The sequence below is a fragment of the uncultured Salinicola sp. genome (genome assembly GCF_937921195.1).
GTDB lineage: Bacteria > Pseudomonadota > Gammaproteobacteria > Pseudomonadales > Halomonadaceae > Salinicola.
Window position 1 is genome coordinate 1 of sequence record NZ_CALFQK010000192.1, and the last position, 20,256, is coordinate 20,256.

General features: G+C 66.1%; 19 protein-coding genes. 10 read left to right on the top strand and 9 right to left on the bottom strand.

The window, feature by feature from the left end:
- Window positions 1-246 precede the first annotated feature (246 nt).
- Window positions 247-711 carry a chorismate lyase gene (locus tag Q0602_RS22730; RefSeq protein WP_365676809.1) on the bottom strand — a complete coding sequence of 155 codons (465 nt, stop codon included), beginning with the start codon at window positions 709-711 and terminating at the stop codon, window positions 247-249.
- A 222-nt stretch (window positions 712-933) separates the two neighbouring features.
- On the opposite strand from Q0602_RS22730, the gene Q0602_RS22735 reads away from it, so the two are divergent.
- From Q0602_RS22735 to Q0602_RS22745, 3 genes are all read left to right on the top strand, one after another.
- Complete coding sequence (locus Q0602_RS22735) at window positions 934-2,136, top strand: FAD-dependent oxidoreductase (protein WP_298848279.1); 1,203 nt, start codon at window positions 934-936, stop codon at window positions 2,134-2,136.
- Between the two features lie 168 nt (window positions 2,137-2,304).
- Window positions 2,305-2,580: an HU family DNA-binding protein gene (locus Q0602_RS22740; RefSeq protein WP_295035365.1), complete on the top strand. Its 276-nt coding sequence runs from the start codon at window positions 2,305-2,307 to the stop codon at window positions 2,578-2,580.
- Between the two features lie 139 nt (window positions 2,581-2,719).
- On the top strand, window positions 2,720-3,076 hold the full coding sequence (locus Q0602_RS22745; RefSeq protein WP_295035363.1) for a hypothetical protein: 357 nt from the start codon (window positions 2,720-2,722) through the stop codon (window positions 3,074-3,076).
- Between the two features lie 83 nt (window positions 3,077-3,159).
- Here the strand turns inward: Q0602_RS22745 and Q0602_RS22750 are convergent, their stop codons facing one another.
- The 3 genes from Q0602_RS22750 to trpB form a co-directional block, all read right to left on the bottom strand.
- Window positions 3,160-3,873, bottom strand: a complete 714-nt coding sequence (locus tag Q0602_RS22750) for a pirin family protein (protein WP_298848282.1) — start codon at window positions 3,871-3,873, stop codon at window positions 3,160-3,162.
- A 129-nt stretch (window positions 3,874-4,002) separates the two neighbouring features.
- Window positions 4,003-4,878, bottom strand: coding sequence for a tryptophan synthase subunit alpha (gene trpA, locus Q0602_RS22755; RefSeq protein ID WP_298848284.1), 876 nt, complete (start codon window positions 4,876-4,878; stop codon window positions 4,003-4,005).
- A complete protein-coding gene (gene trpB / locus Q0602_RS22760) occupies window positions 4,875-6,203 on the bottom strand; it encodes a tryptophan synthase subunit beta (RefSeq protein ID WP_298848287.1) in 1,329 nt (442 codons plus the stop codon). The genes trpA and trpB overlap by 4 nt, the downstream gene beginning before the upstream one ends.
- A gap of 115 nt (window positions 6,204-6,318) precedes the next feature.
- Between trpB and Q0602_RS22765 the strand changes: the two genes are divergently transcribed.
- Complete coding sequence (locus Q0602_RS22765; protein WP_298848289.1) at window positions 6,319-7,284, top strand: LysR family transcriptional regulator; 966 nt, start codon at window positions 6,319-6,321, stop codon at window positions 7,282-7,284.
- On the opposite strand, the gene nanR is transcribed toward Q0602_RS22765, so the two are convergent.
- The gene (gene nanR, locus Q0602_RS22770; RefSeq protein ID WP_298848291.1) at window positions 7,245-7,982 is read right to left on the bottom strand and encodes a transcriptional regulator NanR; all 738 of its coding nucleotides are present in this window, start codon (window positions 7,980-7,982) and stop codon (window positions 7,245-7,247) included. The two genes, Q0602_RS22765 and nanR, sit on opposite strands and share 40 nt — an antisense overlap.
- Window positions 7,983-8,088: 106 nt before the next feature.
- A complete protein-coding gene (locus Q0602_RS22775) occupies window positions 8,089-9,153 on the bottom strand; it encodes a Gfo/Idh/MocA family oxidoreductase (RefSeq protein ID WP_298848292.1) in 1,065 nt (354 codons plus the stop codon).
- Between the two features lie 233 nt (window positions 9,154-9,386).
- Here Q0602_RS22775 and Q0602_RS22780 point away from each other — a divergent pair, with 233 nt between their 5' ends.
- From Q0602_RS22780 to Q0602_RS22800, 5 genes are all read left to right on the top strand, one after another.
- On the top strand, window positions 9,387-10,127 hold the full coding sequence (locus Q0602_RS22780) for a hypothetical protein (protein ID WP_298848293.1): 741 nt from the start codon (window positions 9,387-9,389) through the stop codon (window positions 10,125-10,127).
- Window positions 10,124-11,323, top strand: coding sequence for a hypothetical protein (locus Q0602_RS22785; RefSeq protein WP_298848296.1), 1,200 nt, complete (start codon window positions 10,124-10,126; stop codon window positions 11,321-11,323). The genes Q0602_RS22780 and Q0602_RS22785 overlap by 4 nt, the downstream gene beginning before the upstream one ends.
- Before the next feature lie 184 nt (window positions 11,324-11,507).
- The gene (locus Q0602_RS22790) at window positions 11,508-12,863 is read left to right on the top strand and encodes an MFS transporter (RefSeq protein ID WP_298848298.1); all 1,356 of its coding nucleotides are present in this window, start codon (window positions 11,508-11,510) and stop codon (window positions 12,861-12,863) included.
- Between the two features lie 33 nt (window positions 12,864-12,896).
- Window positions 12,897-13,697: a sugar phosphate isomerase/epimerase gene (locus tag Q0602_RS22795; RefSeq protein ID WP_298848299.1), complete on the top strand. Its 801-nt coding sequence runs from the start codon at window positions 12,897-12,899 to the stop codon at window positions 13,695-13,697.
- On the top strand, window positions 13,694-14,578 hold the full coding sequence (locus tag Q0602_RS22800) for a phosphogluconate dehydrogenase C-terminal domain-containing protein (RefSeq protein ID WP_298848301.1): 885 nt from the start codon (window positions 13,694-13,696) through the stop codon (window positions 14,576-14,578). The genes Q0602_RS22795 and Q0602_RS22800 overlap by 4 nt, the downstream gene beginning before the upstream one ends.
- A 9-nt stretch (window positions 14,579-14,587) precedes the next feature.
- Here Q0602_RS22800 and Q0602_RS22805 read toward each other — a convergent pair whose 3' ends face one another.
- Together Q0602_RS22805 and Q0602_RS22810 are read right to left on the bottom strand one after the other, a co-directional pair.
- Complete coding sequence (locus Q0602_RS22805) at window positions 14,588-15,475, bottom strand: oxygenase MpaB family protein (RefSeq protein WP_298848303.1); 888 nt, start codon at window positions 15,473-15,475, stop codon at window positions 14,588-14,590.
- A gap of 15 nt (window positions 15,476-15,490) precedes the next feature.
- Window positions 15,491-16,597 carry a DUF4105 domain-containing protein gene (locus Q0602_RS22810; protein ID WP_298848305.1) on the bottom strand — a complete coding sequence of 369 codons (1,107 nt, stop codon included), beginning with the start codon at window positions 16,595-16,597 and terminating at the stop codon, window positions 15,491-15,493.
- 208 nt (window positions 16,598-16,805) lie between these two features.
- Between Q0602_RS22810 and yccS the strand changes: the two genes are divergently transcribed.
- Window positions 16,806-19,028 carry a YccS family putative transporter gene (gene yccS / locus Q0602_RS22815; RefSeq protein WP_298848307.1) on the top strand — a complete coding sequence of 741 codons (2,223 nt, stop codon included), beginning with the start codon at window positions 16,806-16,808 and terminating at the stop codon, window positions 19,026-19,028.
- A gap of 21 nt (window positions 19,029-19,049) precedes the next feature.
- Here the strand turns inward: yccS and Q0602_RS22820 are convergent.
- Window positions 19,050-20,256 (bottom strand): ATP-dependent DNA helicase RecG (locus tag Q0602_RS22820; RefSeq protein WP_298848306.1); only part of this gene is annotated, 1,207 nt, incomplete at its 5' end.

Genomic DNA, 20,256 nt, shown 5'->3' on the forward strand with positions numbered 1-20,256 from the left:
CAGCGCCCACAGCGTCGGCCACATCAAAAGCCAGGTGCCGATCGGCTTGTCGAGGCGCGTCAGGCGCAGAAAATCGGGCAGGCGGGCGAGGCCGCGGGGGGCTGGATTGCCGCTGGGAGTGGAAGGGGAACCGGCGCTGGGCATACGAATCTCCGAAACGGCAAGGCCTCTGAATCGGCAACGACTTTACTGCAACTGCGGCCTCGCTTCGAGGTGGGAACCGTGGTTCAGGTCTTGGATCGTCGTTCAGGGGGACGCAAGGCCCAGATCCTCCGCCATTTCATGCAGGAAGCACTCCTGCACCAGCAGCTGGAATCCTCCGTGGCGAAAGCGCGAACGACGCAGCCAGACGCCCTCGCCACCGGGCGAGAGCGGCGCGATCTCGATCGGATCGCGCTCGAGATCGGGCTGGGCGAAGAGCCAGCTGCCCAGCGAACGCTCTCCCAGCGTGCGCAGACGACGACAGCCGATACGATCCAGCGGGGCGATCGAACGCGCCGCCACCCACGGCCGCTCGCCGCTCATCAGCGTGACCTCGCGTATCCAGGCCACGGCGGTGGGAGGCAGGCCCAGGGCCTGGGCTTCGTCGCGGCGCGGTCGTTCGATGCCCTGGTGTACCAGCCTGACCCGAAAGGGGCGCTCTGAGGCCGCGATCAGCCGCGCGGTGAGCGAGTCGGTGGAAGCCACCCACTGCCACCAGGCGGCGGTCATGCGGGGGCGCCGCGTGGCTGCGGGGGCCCAGCGAATCCATCGCCAGGATCGTGCGGCGGGCGGAAGGGCATGGCAGTGACAGGCTGAGGGCACGCGAAACGACTCCATCAAGACGCACCGGGGAAGCGCCGTGGAAAAAGCCATGAACCACCGGGACGGCGCGGGTCGAAGGCGGCGTAGTGTAACATGAGGCCTCGAGACGACCGACCGAACGAGCCCTCAATGAGCCAATCCGATCACTCCACCGCGCCCCTGACGATCGTCGGCACCGGAATGGCCGGCGTGGGCCTGGCCCGAGCCATTCGGGGCCGCGATGGCGAGCGACCGATCACCCTGATCAGTGCCGACAGCGGCGACGAGTATACCAAGCCGCTGCTCTCCAGTGCCTTCGCCAAGCGCCAGACGGCGCAATCGCTGGTCATGCGCGATGCGGTGGGCCTGGCCGCGACGCTGCGGGCGCGGGTTCGCACCCATACCACCGTGGATGCCATCGACACCGCCCGTCGTCGGCTGAGGATCGGTGCCGAGCTCCTGCCCTACGGCCAACTGGTGCTGGCGACGGGTGCCGCGCCATGGCAGCCGTTCGAGGTGGCGTCCTCGCTGCGCCACCGGGTATTTCAGATCAACGATCTCGATGGCTACCGTCGCTTGCGCGGCGTGCTGGATCGTCACCCCGGCCGCCAGGCCCGCATCGCTATCATCGGCGCCGGCCTGGTGGGTTGCGAGTTCGCCAATGACCTGCATGCGGGGGGCCACCGGGTCGCCCTGATCGCGCCCGAGGCGACGCCGCTGCCCCGCCTGCTGCCGCCACCGTTGGGGCGGGCGCTGGGCGAGGCCTTCGCCGAAGCCGGCATCCGCGGCTATTTCGAACGTCAGGTCTCGGCGCTTCACGACGATGGCGAAGGCGTGACGCTGGTCCTGGACGACGGTGAAGCGCTGGCAGCGGACCTGGTGCTGGTCGCGACGGGGCTGCGCCCACGCACGGCACTCGCCGAAGTGGCGGGGCTGGCGGTCTCGCCGGCCGGTATCCTGACCGACCGGCGGCTCGCGACCAGCGCGCCGAACGTCTTCGCGCTGGGTGACGTGGCCTGTGTCGATGGGCTCGACGCCCCGGTCGGCGGCTTGAGTGCCATGTACGTCCAGCCGCTGCAGGCCGCTGTCAAAGCGCTGGCGGCAACGCTCGCCGGCATACCCACCGAGGTGAGTTACGGCGCCTGGCCGGTGGTGGTCAAGACGCCGTTGCTGCCGGTTGTCGCACTACCGCCGCGCGAACCCCCCCACCGTTGGCGGATCGAAGGAGAGGCCAGCGATTTCAGCGCCTTGGCCGAGGACGAGTCAGGACGGTTGCTGGGCTTCGCGCTGACCGGGCGCTGTGTTCGTCGTAAAGTCGAACTGGCGCGAGCTGCCCCCCCGTTGCTAGGCTAGCCCCGGTGGCTACGGTTGTATAAGCCATGAATCGTCACCTGATGCTGGACAAACCGCGCCCCGGGCGGCTTATTATGCGTTCGGAGGGGATTCCCCTCATCGAGAACAACAACTCGTTTAAGATGCAAGGTGTGTCAGGTGACGCCATAGCCAAACTAGGAGGGCTCTATGCGTAAGCCAGAACTCGCTGCGGCGATTGCCGAGCGTGCGGATCTTTCGAAGGACAAGGCCAGTCAGGTGTTGAACGTCATTCTCGACGAAATCACCGGTACGGTTTCCAAAGGCAACGATGTCACTTTGATCGGTTTCGGTTCATTTACGGTTCGCGAGCGCGCCGCACGGACGGGTAAGAACCCGCAGACTGGCAAGCCGTTGAACATCCCGGCCAGCAAGACCGTGGCCTTCAAGCCCGGCAAGGCTCTCAAGGACGCCGTCAGCAAGTAAGTCGCAAGTTCGGGTCTCGAATTCCCGAGTCGCTCATCCGCCAATGAGCGCAACGATAGCCGATCCGTCCCGATGCTGGCGGGTCGGCATTCTTCTACACGATGCATTCCTACCCTGATGATCGGTCGTGCGAGGTGGCATGAAGCTCAAGTTGATGCTCTGGTGGCTGGGCGTGATGCTCAAGCGCGCACGGTCGCGCAAGGCGGCGTTTCGCGAGAGTCTGGAGAAATTCCAGCGATTCGATTGGGGCGTTGCCACGGAAGACCTGTCGATTGCCCGCCATTATCGGATGACCCCGCAAGCGGTCCACAGCGACACCGGCCTGCCGGTGGACCTGATGCTGGAACTGCGCTTTCGTGATGCCGACAGCGCCACACGCTTTTTGAGCAAGCCTTCGCAGCGTGCGTTTCGCGAGGGGCTGTTCGACGGTCGGTTACGTCTGGTGGGCGACTCCCGCGATCTGGAGCGATTGCAGAGCCTGCTGAAGTATCTCTAGCCACGAGCCACGAGCCACGAGCCACGAGCCACGAGCCACGAAGCCGGCAACGTCCCTGTCGCCGGTATCGCCTCACGCCCGTGTCACTGCTGCGATAGGGCTGGCAGGTCGAAGACCAGAACCTCGGCGTCCTCTCCCTTTTCCAGCACGACCACCGGCTCATCCACGAGCAGCAGCGCGTCGCCGCCCTCGAGGCGCTGGCCGTTGGCCTCTATACCGCCCTTCACTACGTGGACATAGCTCTGGCGCCCCTCTTTCAGCGCCAGTTCCGCACGCTCGTCACCATCCAGCAGCGAAGCGTAGATCAACGCGTCCTGTTGCAGTGTCAGTGAGCCGTCGCGGCCATCGGGCGACAGGATCAGACAGAGCCGGCCGCGCTTGTCCGCCTCGGTGAAATCCTTTTCGGCATAGTTCGGGGTCAGGCCCCGCGCCCGCGGGAACAGCCAGATCTGCAGGAAGTGGACCGGCTCGCTGGCGGAGTGATTGAACTCGCTGTGCTCGACGCCGCTGCCGGTGGTCATGATCTGCACCCGCCCCGGGCCGATCGAGGAGCCGTTGCCCAGGGTGTCCCGATGCCCCAGTTCGCCGCTCAGCACGTAGGAGAAGATCTCCATGTCCTGATGGCCGTGCTGGCCGAAGCCCTGCCCGGGCGCCACGCGGTCCTCGTTGATGACCCGCAGCACGCTGAAGTGGACGTGCTTCGGGTCGTGATAGCCGGCGAACGAAAATGAGTGATAGCTCTTGAGCCAGCCGTGATCGGCATAACCGCGTTCGTTACCGCGTCGAATCGTCAACATGGCCTGTCTCCTGGTTTTGGGCGCCAAGCTTCAGCTTGGCGCAATGGGGACAGTTTATCGCCTAGATAATCGAACAAAAGCGCGTTTTCATGCGCATATGCGTGCTTAAAATCGAACGATAGGGCGCGCTCAGGACTCGCCTCTCCGCGCACCCTGAATCGACTCGGCCAGTTCCCGCGTCAGTTCCAGTGCCGCATCCACCCCTGCCGCCGCGAGCCGTTCCACCAGGGCGCTACCGACGACCACGGCGTCGGCGATCCTGGCGATAGCGGCGGCCGTGCCGCCGTCGCGCACCCCGAAGCCCACGGCGACGGGTAGCGGAGACTGCCGCTTGAGGGCGTCGAGTGCGCTATCCAGCTCTGCCGCAATATCGAGTCGGCGGCTGCCGGTCACGCCATTGAAGGCGATGCGATAGACGAAGCCGTCGCCCTGGGCGAGCAGTGCCGGCAATCGTCCGGGCGGTGTGGTCGGCGCCACCAGCGGAATCCGCGCCAGGCCCAGGTCGCGTGCCCGGGCCGTCATGGCGGCGCCGTGCTCCGGCGGCAGGTCGACCAGGATCAGGCCATCGACGCCGGCCTCTGCCGCCGCTTGCAGAAAGCGATCCTCGCCGAAGCGCTGGAGCGGATTGAGATAGCCCATCAGCACGATCGGGGTGTCGTCATCGCGTTGCCGAAAATCGCGCACCATCTCCAGGGTGAGCGCCAATGTCTGGCCATTCGCCAGGGCGCGCTGGCCGGCGCGCTGAATGGCCACGCCGTCGGCCATCGGGTCGCTGAACAGCATGCCCAGTTCGATGATGTCGGCCCCCGCTGCCGGCAACCGGGCGAGCAGGTCGCGGCTGGCTGAGGGATCGGGGTCGCCGGCCATCACGTAGGTCACCAGTGCGGCGCGATCGGCGGCTTTCAGCGCCGCGAAGCGACGTGCCAGGCGCGAATCGGCGTTCGGGGAAACAGGGTTCGGGGTGTCGGTCTTCGACATCTCGGTCGTCAACGATGGCGCGCTCATGCTTGGGCCTCCTCGGGCATCAGATGGCGGGTGATGGTGTCCATGTCCTTGTCGCCGCGACCGCTCAGGCAGACCACGATGACCTGGTCCGGCCCCTGCGCCGCCGCCAATTGTCCCGCATGATAGAGCGCATGCGCCGATTCCAGCGCCGGCAGGATACCCTCCAGCCGGCAGCAGAGTCCGACGGCTTCGAGCGCCTCGTCATCGGTGACCGCGACGTAGCTTGCCCGGCCGCTGTCGTGAAGGTAGGCATGCTCAGGGCCGACGCCGGGATAGTCGAGCCCGGCGGAGATCGAGTGCGCGTCGCGAATCTGGCCATCGCCGTCCTGAAGTAGATAGGTGCGATTGCCGTGCAGGATGCCGGGCTCGCCGCCATTGAGACTGGCGGCGTGACGACCGCTCTCCAGCCCTTCCCCGGCCGCCTCGACCCCGACCAGGGTCACCGCCGCATCGTCGAGAAAGGCGTGGAACAGTCCCATGGCGTTGGAACCGCCGCCGACGCAGGCGACCAGCGTGTCCGGCAGACGGCCCTGTGTCGCCAACAGTTGCTCGCGTGTCTCGACGCCGATCACCGCCTGGAAATCCCGCACCATGCGCGGGTAGGGGGCCGGCCCCGCCACGGTGCCGATGATGTAGAAGGTGTCGTCGACATTGGCGACCCAGTCCCGCAGCGCCTCGTTCATGGCGTCCTTGAGTGTCGCCGTGCCGCTGTGGACGGGCACGATCTCGGCGCCGAGCAGGCGCATGCGCTGGACATTGGGTTGCTGACGTTCGATGTCGGTCGCGCCCATGTAGACCACGCAGCCGAGGCCGAGCCGCGCGGCCACCGTGGCCACCGCGACGCCGTGCATGCCGGCGCCGGTTTCGGCAATCAGCCGCTGGCGCCCCATGCGTTGCGCCAGCAGTGCCTGGCCCAGGGCGTTGTTGATCTTGTGCGCGCCGGTGTGATTGAGATCCTCGCGCTTGAGATAGATCTGCGCGCCGCCGAAGTGTTCGGTCAGGCGTTCGGCGAAGTAGAGCGGCGTGGCGCGGCCGACGTAATCGCGCTGGAGTTCGTGCAGCCGGGCCTGGAAGGCGGGGTCGGCGCGGGCGTCGTCGTAGGCGGCTTCGATCTCGCCGATCAGCGGCATCAGCGTCTCGGCGACATAGCGTCCGCCGTAGCCCCGGTTCAATTGAGTGCCGTGGCCATCCCCCGGGCTGCCACCAAGAAATTTCCGGGAGAAATTTTTGACGTCGCGGCAGCGACGGCCCGAAGGGTGACCGCCAGGGACGGCGGGTACAAAAAAGCCGTTGTGGTCGGGAAGCGTCTTCAGTGTCGAGTTCATCAGTCAGATCCGGTCGATCGATTCGAGGACCACAGATTAGGCTGGTGACGAGTGGGGGAAAATCGATAAACTCTCTTCATCCTGTGAGTAAAACTCACCAGTTTTCGGAGATGAAATGGCCACGCTACCGTCTCTCAACGCGTTGCGCGCGTTCGAAGCCACGGCCCGCCTGGGCAGCGTCAGCGCGGCCGCCGAGGAGCTCCACGTCACCCATGGTGCGGTCAGTCGGCAGCTACGGACGTTGGGGCACCATTTTGGCGTCGAACTGTTCGAGAAGGCCGGACGCGGGCTCGTGCCGACGAATCACGGTCGTATGCTATATCCCGCCGTCGGTGAGGCTTTCTCACGCTTGAGCGAAGGCTGCGCGGCGCTGACGCGCCATCTCGACGAGGCGCCGTTCACGCTGGCCTGCCCCGGCAGCCTGCTGGCGCGCTGGCTGATTCCACGGCTCGACCGGCTCAACGCCGAGCTGCCCGAGCTGCGCCTGCGGGTGGTTTCCAGCGAAAACGAACTCGACCCGCGTCGCGAGGATGTCGATGCCACGTTGCGCTTCGCCGCGCCGCCCTGGTTTGATGACATGCCGGTGTTCGAACTGATGCCGGAGCGCATCGTCGCGGTCGCGACGCCGGAGATCTGGACGACGGCAGCGAAAAGCTCGGCCCATGCCATGCTCGAACGGCTCACGCTGCTGGACACGGCGTCGCGGCCCCAAGCCTGGTCCGAATGGGCAGTGGCCATGGGCATCGATGACGCGACGCTGGCCGGGGCGCGCGCCAAGGGCCGCAGCTTCGAGCATCTCTACTATCTGCTGGAGGCCGCGCTGGCGGGGCTGGGGGTCGCCATCGCGCCGCAGCTGCTGGTGGCCGCCGAGCTGCAGCAGGGGCGGCTGGTGGCGCCGTGGCCCGCGATCGAGACCGATGCGTCGCTGGGGCTGTGGCTGGCGCCCGGCGTCGATACCCGGCGAGGCGAGCGCCTCGCCGAGTGGTTGCGCCGCGAGCTGGGTCAAGGCGGCGGCGCAAGGGGAGAGCCACCGGAGGACGATCAGCGGTCGGAGCCGTCCTCGAGCGACTCGGCGCGCTGACGATAGAGCTCGCTGGTACGAGTCAGGTGGTCGCGCATCGCCTGCTCCGCGGCGTCGGGATCGTTGTCGGCCAGGCAGTCGACGATCTGATGATGCTCGCGAAGGGAGACGTCTTCGGCACCGCGGAAACTGACGATGCCGAGATGGTAGTCCTTCAGCCAGTGGAGCATGGCGCGAGCCGTCGCCGAGAAAATCGGGTTGCCGGTCATGTCGGCGATGGCGCTGTGAAACGCCATGTCGCACTCGATGAAGGCATCGCCGCGCTGGCTCCGCTGCATGTCGTCGATCAATCCGCGCAGTTTGTCGATATCCTCGGGCGTCGCCCGGGTCGCGGCCATCCGTACCATGCCGGCCTCGAAGAACAGCCGTGCCTGCTTGAGGTGGTCGATGTTCTCGGCATCGTCGTCGAGCAGAAAGCGGGCGGTGGTGTCGAACTGGGAGATCATCGAGTGAACGGTGACTTCGCTGACCCGCGCCCGCTCGCCGTGGTTGATGGTGATCCTGCCCATCGAGGCGAGTTGCTGCATGGCTTCGCGGATTGCCGGCCGGCCCACGCCGTAGAGCGCCATCAGTTCCCGTTCCGGCGGCAGTTGATCGCCGGGTTGCAGTTTCTGTGCACGGATCAGCGCCAGCAAGCGTTCCAGCACTTCGTCCGATAGCTTGCGTCGGCGGATCGGACCTGCAGCGATGTCATTCATGAATCTTCCTGTTCTCGAGTACGGAGTGGCCGTCGATCGAACCCATGTCAGGACGTAGGATAATCGCTTCGGCGATCGACAGGACAGTCGCCTGCCCGAACTCGCCCTAGCGGTTCCAGCGTTCGGGAATCACGCTCTGGTGCGTTGCCGCCGCCTCGTAGGCCGCCTCGACCAGCGCCAGGGTGTTGTAGTTGTCCTCGCCGCGGGTCTCGATCGGGCGGTCTTGCCGATACGCTTCGAGCCAGTCGGCCTGAAAGGCGAGCACGCTGGCCTGGATCGGTACCCATGGTGATTCACTCCAGGCAGGCGGCTCGGGCCGGACCGTCTGCACCTCGCAGTGGCCCCCGGTATCGTGGATCTCGAGGACGAAATCCTGGCGCAGGCGCAGCGAGCCGTGGATGCCGTCGACCTCGATCAGACTCTGCGGGAACGGATCGTCGGCGAGCCGGGTGGCATAGCTGCAATCGACGACGGAGGTGATGCCGTCGTCGTGTTGCAACATCAGGGTGGCGACGTCTTCACCCGCGATCGCGGCGTTGATCCGCGTGGTCTCGCAATTCAACCGCGCTACCTCGCCGAACAGGGCGCGGGCGATATCCAGCACATGAATGCCCAGGTCCTCGAGGATGAAGCGTTCCGCCCGGGCCAGATAGGGCTGGGCCGCGTAGACATCGAAACCGCTGCGATAACTGATGCGGCCGAAGAAGGGGCGGCCGATTCGCCCGTTGCGCAGCGTCTCGATCGTCTGGCGAACCGCATGTTGCCAGCGGAAGTTCTCGTGGATGCCGAGGCTCACCCCGCTCGCCGAGCACTGCGCGATCAATCGGCTGGCGTTCTCCAGCGAGCCGGCGAAGGGCTTCTGGCAGATGATATCGACGCCATGGCGGGCCGCCAGCGGGACCAGCGCCGCATGGGAGGGCGTGGTGGTGGCGATATCCACGAAGTCCAGCTCCCCGGCGAACGCGGCGAACAGGGTTTCCGCCTCGGTATAGGCGGCTTCGATGCCGAATAGATCCCGAAAGTACGCCAGTCGTTGCGGATCGCGATCGCACAAGGCGACGATCTCGACGCCTTTTCCCATCCCATGGAGATCCCGCCACGCCCGCATCTGGTTTTCGGCGAAGAAACCGCAACCGATCAGCGCGCCCCGCACAGTTCGCTGTTGGGTCATCTGAATCCCTCCCGCATCCGCTGCTGTTCATGGTCCGTCCCGGGCCCGGCTCGCCCGGAACGGATGGCGTAACGGCATTAAACCGATGCATGGAGGTCATGTCATCATACCAAAGGTCGAATGGCGCCCAGCGTCAGAACCGCCATCATCGGTTCGAGACCCGTGCCAGAAAGGGGTGTCCCGGGGGCGCTTCAGCGGACTTATTGACGGCATCGACGAGAGAAGGAGAGCACATGGGGACGGACGGCCCGGGCTTGATTCGGCAATACGGCACGGCGACGCCGGAGCCGGCGCCGTGCCATATCCAGTTGGGAGCGTTGTCGTTCGTCTGGCAGTCGGGCGCCCTGCGTTGGCTCCGTATCGGCGATATCGAAATCGTGAGGGGGATCGCTGCGGTGCTGCGTGACCCGCAGTGGGGCACCCATACGCCGATCGTCGATGGCGAGCGGATCGAAGTGGCGCATCGCCATGCCAGCCTGGCACAGGATTTTCATCTATCGACCGACGGTCCTGATGCCGGCGGTGAGTCGTTGCTGCGTGGACAGTTGCGGGTCGAGGCGACCGAGCATCGGGTCACGGTGGACCTTGCCCTCGAAGTCCTCATCGATTTCACCACGGCGCGCAGCGGCGTGAGCATGCTGCTGCCGCTGGCGGGTGTCGTCGGCGGTGAAATTCAGGTGCTGCATACGGATGGCCAGCGGGAGACCAAGCGGCTGCCCCGCCTGATCAGCCCCTCGCAGCCGCTGTTCGATATTCGGCAACTACAGCTTTCACCAGCGCTCGATGTCACGGTGAAGGTCGATTTCGAGGGCGATGTGTTCGAAATGGAAGATCAGCGCAACTGGTCGGATGCCTCATTCAAGATCTACAACCGGCCGCTGGCCTGGCCGACGCCCTATGTGCTCGGGGCGGGGGACCGGGTCGTGCAGCGGGTGGTCGTCTCTGCGGTCGACAGCGGGAGAACGCCCGGATGAGAACCGACGTCCACACGCTCCGGCTCGGCGGCCCGGCCTCGACGCCACTGCCGTCCGTCGGCTGCGGTCTATGGCTGGATCGCATCAATGGTCTCGGCCGGCTGGCACGGCAGCTCGATGCCGTCATGCCACGGCATCTGGATGCGCTGCTCGATCTGCGCAGCTCCCGGGCGCTCGAGAATCTGCCCGGCTTGATGGACAGCGCGGCCGAGCGTGACATTCCGGTATGGCTCTACGTGATCTGCGATGATCACGATCCGACGGGTTCGCTCTCGACGCTGGCACGGCGGCTGGAGGGGTTGCCTGGCACCCCGGCCGGGATGCTGGTGACCCCGGCGGCGTACCTCAAGAGCTACCAGCCGGATGGCGTCTGGCCTTCGGGCACATCGCCGGGGCAGGCACGAATGGCGGCGCGTGTACTGTGGCCGGAACTGGCGCTGGGCGGCGGCGTGCCGACCTACTTCACCGAGCTCAACCGCTGTCGCCCCGACCCTTCATCGATCGACTTCATCACCCATGCCGTCTCGCCCATCGTCCACGCCGCGGACGACCGCTCGGTGATGGAAACCCTGCAGAGCGTGCCGGATATCGTCGCTTCCTGCCGGGCCCTGGCGCCGACGACGCCTTACCGGATTACCACCACCGCCATCGGTGCCTGGACCAATCCGTATGGCGAGTGTCTCACGCCCAACGACGGCAGCCAGCGCGTGACCCTGAGTGACGACGACCCGCGCCAGCACGGGCTGTTCGCTGCGGCCTGGGGCGTCGGTTTCATGGCCCGCGTGGCCTATGCCGGGGTCGATGCCGCCACGCTGTCGTCCCTCGGCCCGCCGTTCGATATCGGCGCTGAGTCTCTCCATCCCGTGGGCCACGCGATCGCTGGCCTGTGCCGGGCAGCGGGGCGACCGCTGCGGCAACTGAAACTCGACGGTGCCGAGCTGGCGGCGCTGGCCTGGCAGACCGAGCTCCCCACCGTTATCGAGGTGTGGATCGCCAACCTGAGCGCGGGCGCCGTGCCGCTGTACATCGAGGGCGTCGACCTGCTCGAACTGTCGCGACTCGCTGCGATGGCTGATGGGTTTCAGCCGGCCCCAAGCGTGGAGGCGCGTCTGCGCGCCGGTGAGACCGATCGGCTCGAGGGGTTCGAGATTCTCAGACTCCGCGTGCAGAACCCCGGGTCGGGTCCGGACTGCTAGCGGCTTCATACCTTCCTCGATGGAGACTTGCCGATGACCGCGGCAATGCCCGGTCTACGACGTTTGCCGTATTGCCGTAGTGGTATGATGACCTGATGATCGTATGACTATTGCCGCGATATAGCCGACATCGACGGGCCATGCCGTGGTCACTGACAACGCTTTTGCGGGAGTGGGAGCGATCATGGAACACGCGGCAGCTTCATCGGTGGAAACGTCCGCCATTCGCAAGGTGGCATGGCGCCTGGTGCCCTTCGTGGCCCTGATGTTCTTCATCAACTATCTGGATCGGACGGCGATCTCCTTTGCCGCCCCCAACGGCATGAACGCCGATCTGGCCCTGAGTGCCGCGCAGTTCGGTTTTGCCTCGGGCATCTTTTTCGTCGGCTACATCCTGCTGGAGGTACCCAGCAACCTGGCCCTGCATCGCTTCGGTGCGCGCAAGTGGCTGGCCCGGATCATGGTCAGTTGGGGCATCGTGGCGCTACTGTTCACCTGGGTGGATAGCGCGGGCGGTCTCTATTTCCTGCGGTTCATGCTGGGCGTGGCCGAAGCGGGTTTCTTCCCCGGCGCGATCCTGTTTCTGAGCCTGTGGGTCCCGGCACGCTATCGCAGCCGGATCCTGGCGCTGTTCTATCTGGCCCAACCGTTGACCACCGTTATCGGTGCGCCGCTGGCGGCTTTGCTGATTCAACACGATGGCGCGTTCTTCGGTCTGGCGGGCTGGCGTTTCATGTTCTTCGGCGTGGCCATTCCGGCCATCCTGCTGGGTATCGTCGCCTGGTTCTATCTGGTCGATCGCCCGGCCGATGCGCGCTGGCTGACGGCCGAGGAGAAGACGTGGTTGACCACCGAGCTCGAGCGGGAGTCCCGTCAGAAGCTTGGCGCCAATCAAGAAAAGAAAGGGCTCGAGCAGGCGTTCTCCAGCGGCCGGGTATGGGCGCTCTGCGGGATCTACTTCGGTTTCATCTACGGTCTGTATGCGCTCGCCTTCTTCCTGCCGACGATCATCGGCGGTTTCGAGGCGCAGTTCGGGACCCATTTCGGCCTGATGCAGAAAGGCCTGATTACCGCCGTACCCTATCTGCCGGCCGCGATCGTGCTCTATTTCTGGTCTCGCGACGCCACGCGGCGCGGGGTGCGCAGCTGGCATATCGCGTTGCCGGCCTTCACCGGCGCGCTGAGTGTGCCGTTGGCGCTCTACATGGAGTCGCCCGCCGCGACGATCGCCATGATCACCATCACGGCGTGCTCGATCTTCGCCGCGCTGCCCAATTTCTGGACGTTGCCGACTCGCTTTCTCGATGGCGCCGCAGCCGCGGCGGGTGTGGCGCTGATCAACACCATCGGCAATATCGCCGGATTCTCGTCGGGGTATCTGACCGGCGCGCTCCATGATCTGAGCGGTGGCTATACCGTGCCGATGTTCGTGGTCGGCGGGTTCATGGCAATGGCTGGGATAATGATGCTGATCATCAGCCGTGAGCCCGCCACGTCCAGCCGTCGCGCGACCCCCCACAACGCCACCGCCGGACACTGACGATGGCTCTCTGCAACCGATACCGGAGCAACCATGCGGATTGGACTGAGTACCTACGCCTTTTTCTGGCGCGGATCGGACCGGGTCGAGGACCCGATGTCGCTGGAAGCGATGCTCGAGGAGACGGCGGCCCTCGGCGGTGACGTGTTCCAGATCTGCGACTATCCGGCGATCGAGGCTTTCGGCGCGGCACGCCTGAATCAGCTGCGTGCACAGGCCGAGCGTCTCGGCATCCAGCTGGAACTCGGCACCAAGGGCGTGGCGCCCGACCATCTCGGTCGCTATCTGGATATCGCCGAGCGGCTGGGCGTATCGCTACTGCGCAGCATGTTGTATCGCGACGAGGATCGGCCCACCACCGAAGTCGCGATCCAGCGGCTGGAGGCGATCCTGCCGCGATTGCGACGACACAACGTCACCCTGGCGCTGGAAACCTACGAGCAGGTCGCCGTCGATGAGCTAATGACCGTCGTCGAATCGCTCGATGACTTGCACATCGGCATCTGTCTCGACCCGGCCAACTGCGTCGCCGCGCTGGAAATGCCGCTGACGGTCGTCGAGCGCACCGCCCCGCGGGTCGTCAACCTGCACGTCAAGGATTTCCACTTCACTCGCGCTCCCGGTTGGGTCGGCTTCCAGCTTGCCGGCTGTCCGCTGGGAGAGGGGCAATTGCCGTTCGACGCCATGATGCGGCACGTCGATCCGGTATCACGCGGTATTTCCCAGGTCATCGAGCACTGGCTGCCCTGGCAGTCGGATGCGACGACGACCTGCCGCCTGGAGTCCGAGTGGACCCGGCGCAACCTGGAGTTTCTAAGGAGCTATACACCATGACACAGACAGTTCGATCGATCGCGCTGGTCGGGGCCGGCGGCAAGATGGGCATGCGCATCTCGGCCAACCTGGCGCGCAGCGACTTCCACGTTCACTACTGCGAAAACGCCACCGAGGGCCAGCAGCGCGTGCGCGATGCCGGGCGCGAATTGTCGTCCATCGATGACGTCATCGCCGACTGCGATCTGCTGATTCTGGCGGTGCCGGACATCGTGCTGGGCAAGGTTTCCGAGACGCTGGTGCCACAGATGAAGGCTGGCGCAACCCTTTTGACGCTGGATCCGGCCGCGGCCTACGCCAACCTGCTGTTCCAGCGCGAAGATATTCACTACGCCGTGGCGCATCCCTGCCATCCGTCGGTTTTCCTCGAACGCTACACCCAGGAGGAGCACGCCGATGCGTTCGGCGGCGTGGCGGCCACTCAGTCCGTCGCGGCGGCGTTCGAGAGCGGCAGCGACGCCGAAAGGGCGGCGCTGGAGGCGGTGATCCGCGTGATGTACGCCCCGGTCGATGATGTCCACTGGATTACCGTCACCCAGCTGGCCTATCTCGAGCCGACGCTGGTGGAGACCGTCACCTGCATGCTCGGCACCTTCATGAAGGAGGCGCTGGACGAGACCGTCGCGCGCACCGGCGTACCGCAGAAGGCTGCAGAGGCCATGCTCTACGGCCATATCCAGATCGCGCTGGCGGTGGCGTTTCGCAGCACCAATCCGTTCTCGGACGCCTGCATGATCGCGATCGACTACGGTCGCGAGAATATCCTGCGCGACGACTGGAAGAAGATTTTCGAGCAGTCGGAGCTCGACAAGGTCATCGCGCGGATGCTGAAGATCGACCGCGTGCGTCGCGACGAGTCGGTACCGCCGGCCAGCGCCTGATTCGGCTCCTCACCGCCGCTGAGCCTGCTCCCGGACCTGCATCCGCTCCAGGGCCCGTCGATAAGAACCGTTGCGCACCGCCCAGCGCATCACCGGGGCGATGGCGAGGATGCCGCCGCGAACGGCGCGGCGCTCGAGCGTCGACATCTCGAGGCTGAGCAGTGTCGCCGCCCAGGGCGGCAGCAGGTCGATGCCGGCGCGCATGAACAGCGCCCCGGCGGGTCGGATGACCGGGCTGGGCGGCACTGCGTGCAGCAGCACGTCGATCACGTCGCGGGTCCGTGTGTCGCAGACAAGGTGGCGTCGCTGGTGTTCCAGGTAGGCGTCTATCGCCGCGCGCGATCGCGGAACCTGGCGCGCGCCCAGCGCTTCGGAGACGCGTGCGGTCTCATCGAAGTAGCGATCCTGATCGGCGAGGCTGAGCCGGGGATTGCGATAGCGCATGTGGGCGGCCAGGAAGCGGCTCATCTCGGCCACGTGGACCCACACCAGCAGGTCGGGATCGTTGGCGGCATAGGGCGTACCGTCGGCCGCGTGACCGCTGACGCCGTCGTGGACCCGGCGCACCCGCTCGAGGATGCGCTCGGCGTCATCGCGGGAGCCGAAGGTGGTGACGGCGATGAACTGGCTGGTACGGCGCAGCCGGCCGATCATGTCCTGGCGGAAGTTGGAGTGATCCCAGATGCCGGCCAGCGCCAGCGGGTGCAGCATCTGCAGCAGCAGCGCGCTGACGCCGCCGCACATCATCGGCGTGAACTCGCCGTGGACTTTCCACGCCACGGTATCCGGCCCGAACAGGCCGGGATCGCCCTTGGGCTGGGTGTAGTCGACCCCACCCAGCGTGCGGCCGGTCAGATGGTGGATGCGATTTTCGATGGCGTCGCGCAGGGAGGTCATGGCATTGAGTCCCGCTCAGGGCGATGACGCGTGAAGGATCTCGCCATCGGCGGCGGGGACGCCGTCGCGGATGGCGCGGGAAAAGGCCTCGCTCCCCGCAGTGTAGGGGATCTCCCGGGCGCGCGGATTGATATGGCCTCGGCTGCGCAGGAATTCGAGCGGGTGGCTCCTGTCCAGCCCACCGATATCGTAGACGTACTCCGGCAGGTAGCCGGAAAGAATCAGCCGGATATCCCTGGGAAGACCGGAGACGATCCTGTCGACCATGTCGAACACGATGGTGGTGCAGTTGCTGGTCAGGGTGTTGTAGAACTCAGGCGTCCGGCGCAGTCGCTCGGCCTCGTCCAGGTAGGCGAGGAACAGTTCGCGCCGCGCTTGCGGCGCTAGCCCGACCCGGTAGAGATAGACCTCCTCGCCTCTGACGTTGCTGCGCAGACGCAGGATATCGTTCTCGTCGGCGGCGATCAGGTTGAGCTCGAACTGCTTGAAGAAGCCGCCGCTGATCGAGAACGCCTCGTTGCGCTCACGCCGGATCTCCACCGAAAACGTCAGATGTCGGCCGTCGGTGAAGCCGAAACTGACCAGGGTGTGGGCGATCGCCGGGCCCATCCAGTAGGAGACCACCATGTCCACCGCGTCGAGCTGCGACAGATCGTACTCGCGGGTCTCCCAGCGCGGTGTCGCGGTATCCGGCGTCTGCCACTCGAAATCGCGCACGTTGTGAAGCGTGACCCGGTCGCCGTCACGTTCGACCGAGAGCTGGCGTGCCACGTCCGGCGCCCAGTCGCGATCGTTACGGGGTTCGAGACTCTGCCACCAGCTCACCAGGACGACCAGTGCCAGCGTGAACGTCAGCCGGATCGCCAGGGCCACGCGCGCTCTGAGCGATTGACGAGGCGAACCCCGGCGGACCCGCCAGGGCGCGATCAACGCCGCCGTGCCGATCAGTACCCATACGGCAATGACGACGACGACGAGCGGGCGCGGCCCCGGCAGCTCGAAATGCAGCGCCAGCGCGCCCCAGCCGATCACGCCCAGCATCACCACGCCACGCAGCAGCTGACCCACGAACCCCAGCGCTCGTATCACGCCGGTGCGATGCGAATTCCTGATCGATCCCACGCCTTGCCTCTGTCGTCCGGTAAATCCCGATCATGCCCAACTCCAGGATGGGGATAAAGCGGGAAGCCGTTGCGGCCGATAGGGAAAGCGGCGTTATACTAAAGTCTAGTCATGTGGCGGCTTCTCTGACCGTTGCGGGCTTCGGTGGCTGTTACCGTCACCATCGGCGCGCTATCGTGACGCACGACCCCTTTGCGGAGAGACCGAGATTTCCGATTCGTTTTCCCACTCCCTGCGCCAGCTGTGGACGCTCGACAAGTTCGCCTACAGTTTCCGGGTGTTCCTGGCGTTCAGCGGCGCCATCGCGCTGAGCTGGTCTCAGGACCAGATCGCGCTCGCGATTCCGCTGTTTCTCGGCATCATCGCCAGCGCCCTCTCCGAGACCGACGACAACTGGGAGGGTCGCGTCCGCGCCCTGCTGGTCACGCTGGTCTGCTTTCTGGTCGCCTCGAGCTCGGTGGAACTGCTGTTTCCGTGGCCGTGGCTGTTCGCCCCCGGACTGGCGCTGTCGGCGTTTATCTTCATCATGCTCGGTGCCATCGAGCAACGTTATGCCACCATCGCCTCGGCGACGCTGATCCTGTCGGTCTACTCGATGATCAACATCGAGCAGCACGGCGGCACCACCGATGGCGATTTCTGGCACCAGCCGCTGCTGCTGGTCGGTGGCGCGGCCTGGTACGGCGCGATCTCGGTCGTCTGGTGCGCGCTGTTCTCGCGCCAGCCGGTCAAGCAGAGCATGGCGCAGCTCTACCGGGAGCTGGGTGAATACCTGATCATCAAGGCCACCCTGTTCGAACCGCTGCGCGGGGTCGACGTGGAGAGTCGGCGCGTCGCGCTGGCGCGCCAGAACGGCCGCGTGGTGACCGCGCTCAACCAAGCCAAGGAGATGATCTTCCGCCGGCTGGAGGGCCAGCGCGGCAGTCGCAAGCTCAATCGCTACCTGCGCCTCTACTTCATCGCCCAGGACATTCACGAGCGGGTCAGCGCCTCGCACTACCCCTACTCGGCGCTGGCGGAGGCGTTCTTCCATCACGATGTGCTGTTCCGCTGCCAGCGGCTGCTCGACCAGCAGGGCCGCGCCTGCAAGCGTCTGGCCAAGGCGCTGCTGCTGCGCCAGCCGTTCGACCACGGCCAGAGCGAGCAGGCGCTGGAAGACCTGCGCGCCTCGATCGTCTACCTGCGCGCCCAGCGCAATCCGGCATGGACGCCGTTGCTGCGCTCGCTGCAGGCGCTGGGCCGCAACCTGGCGACGCTGGAGGACCAGCTCTCCAGCGCCCACAACCCGGATGCGGTGGCCGACCAGAAGGACGCCAGCCTGTTCAACCGGTCGCCGCGCAGCTTCAAGGACGCCTGGGAGCGCATTCGGCTCAACCTGACGCCGGGTTCGCCGACCTTCCGCCACGCGCTGCGGCTGTCGACCGCGCTGCTGGTAGGGTACGGCGTGCTGCACCTGGTTCATCCGACACAGGGGTACTGGATCCTGCTGACCACGCTGTTCGTGTGTCGGCCCAATTTCGGGGCGACGCGGCGTTTCCTGCGCCAGCGCATCGTCGGGACGGTACTGGGTCTGGTGGTGGGCTGGGCCCTGATCAGCCTGTTCCCCGACCCGCTGCTCCAGTCGCTGATCGCGGTGGTCGCCGGGGTCACCTTCTTCGCCAACCGGGAAAAGCACTACATCGTCGCCACCGCGGCCATCACCACGCTGGTGTTGAGCAGCTTCAATCAGGTCGGCGACGGCTTCGACCTGATCCTGCCGCGACTGATCGATACCCTGATCGGTGCGTTCATCTCGGGACTGGCGGTGTTCTTCATCCTGCCGGACTGGCAGGGACGGCGACTGCACAAGGTCGCCGCCACCGCGCTCACCAACAGCACGCTCTACCTGCGCGAGATCATCCATCAATACGAAGCCGGCAAGCAGGACGATCTCGCGTATCGGCTGGCCCGACGCAACGCCCACAATGCCGATGCCGCGCTCTCGACGGTGCTCTCCAACATGCTGCAGGAGCCCGGGCACTACCGGAAGAAGGACGCCGACGAGGGCTTCCGGTTCCTGGTGGTCTCCCACACGCTGCTGGGCTATCTCTCCGCGCTGGGGGCGCACCGGGGCACGCTGACGCCGAGCGAGGCGGATATCGAGATCCATGCCGCCGCCCGCCGTATCGCCGATGGCTTCGATGCGATCGCCGCGAGTCTGGCCGCTCGCCAGCCGATCCCCGAGCTCAACGACGAGCAGAGTGCGCTGATGGCGATCTTCGAGCAGGAGCCCGCCGCCGCCCAGGACGATGCCGATGACGAACGGCGCGTGATCCAGACCCAGCTGCTTCACATCAGCCGCCAACTGGTGCCGATGAGCGAGGCGGCGGGGCGGTTGGTCGCACGGCCGGTCGAAGTGGCCGACGTCGACAAGGCCGCCGAGGCGACCTGAGGTGTCGGACGCTGCTTGCGTCTAGACCTGCCCGTACCTGCCGGCTTCGTCGCCCAGCCAGCGGCGGATCAGCGGCGTCGCGGCGTCGGGGGCTTCTTCCAGCAGCGCCTGGGCCAGCGCGGTGACGGTATCGAGCAGGTCGCGATCGCGCTCCAGGTCGGCGATCTTCATCTGCGCCAGGCCGGTCTGGCGGGTGCCGAGCACCTCGCCGGGGCCGCGCAGTTCGAGATCCTTCTCCGCCACCTTGAAGCCATCGGTGGTATCGCGCAGGATGCCGAGCCGCTGGCGGGAGTGGTTCGACAGCGGCGGGTGATAGAGCAGCACGCAGTAGCTGTCGACGCGCCCGCGACCGACCCGGCCGCGCAGCTGATGCAGCTGGGAGAGCCCCAGCCGCTCCGGGTTCTCGATGATCATCAGGCTGGCGTTGGGCACGTCGACGCCGACCTCGATCACCGTGGTCGCCACCAGCAGGTCCAGCTCACCGCGCTTGAAGGCATCCATCACCTCGACCTTCTCCTGCGCCTTCATGCGTCCGTGGACCAGCCCCACGTTGAGTTCCGGCAGCGCTTCCACCAGCGTGTCGCGGGTCACTTCCGCCGCCTGGCAGGTGAGCGCTTCCGACTCCTCGATCAGGGTGCAGACCCAGTAGGCCTGGCGGCCCTCGGCGCAGGCGTTGCGGATACGCTGGATCACCTCCGGGCGACGCTCGTCGGGGACGGCAACGGTGTGCACCGGGGTGCGTCCGGGCGGCAGTTCGTCGATCACCGAGAGATCGAGGTCGGCGTAGGCGCTCATCGCCAGGGTGCGCGGGATCGGCGTGGCGGTCATGATCAGCTGGTGCGGCGTCAGGCCACCGGATTCGCCTTTCTGGCGCAGCGCCAGGCGCTGGTGAACGCCGAAGCGGTGCTGCTCGTCGATCACCGCCAGCCCCAGCCGATGGAAAGTCACGTCGTCCTGGAACAGCGCATGCGTCCCCACGGCGACCTGCACGCGACCGTCGGCGATGGCCGCCTTGGTGTCCAGGCGCGCCTTGCCCTTGAGCTTGCCGGCCAGCCAGCCCACCTCGATCCCCAGCGGTTCGAGCCAGGCCCGGAACTGGCGGAAGTGCTGCTCGGCGAGGATCTCGGTGGGGGCCATCACTGCCGCCTGGCAGCCGCCGGCAATGGCGTTCAGCACCGCCATGGCGGCGACCACGGTCTTGCCCGAGCCGACATCGCCCTGCACCAGC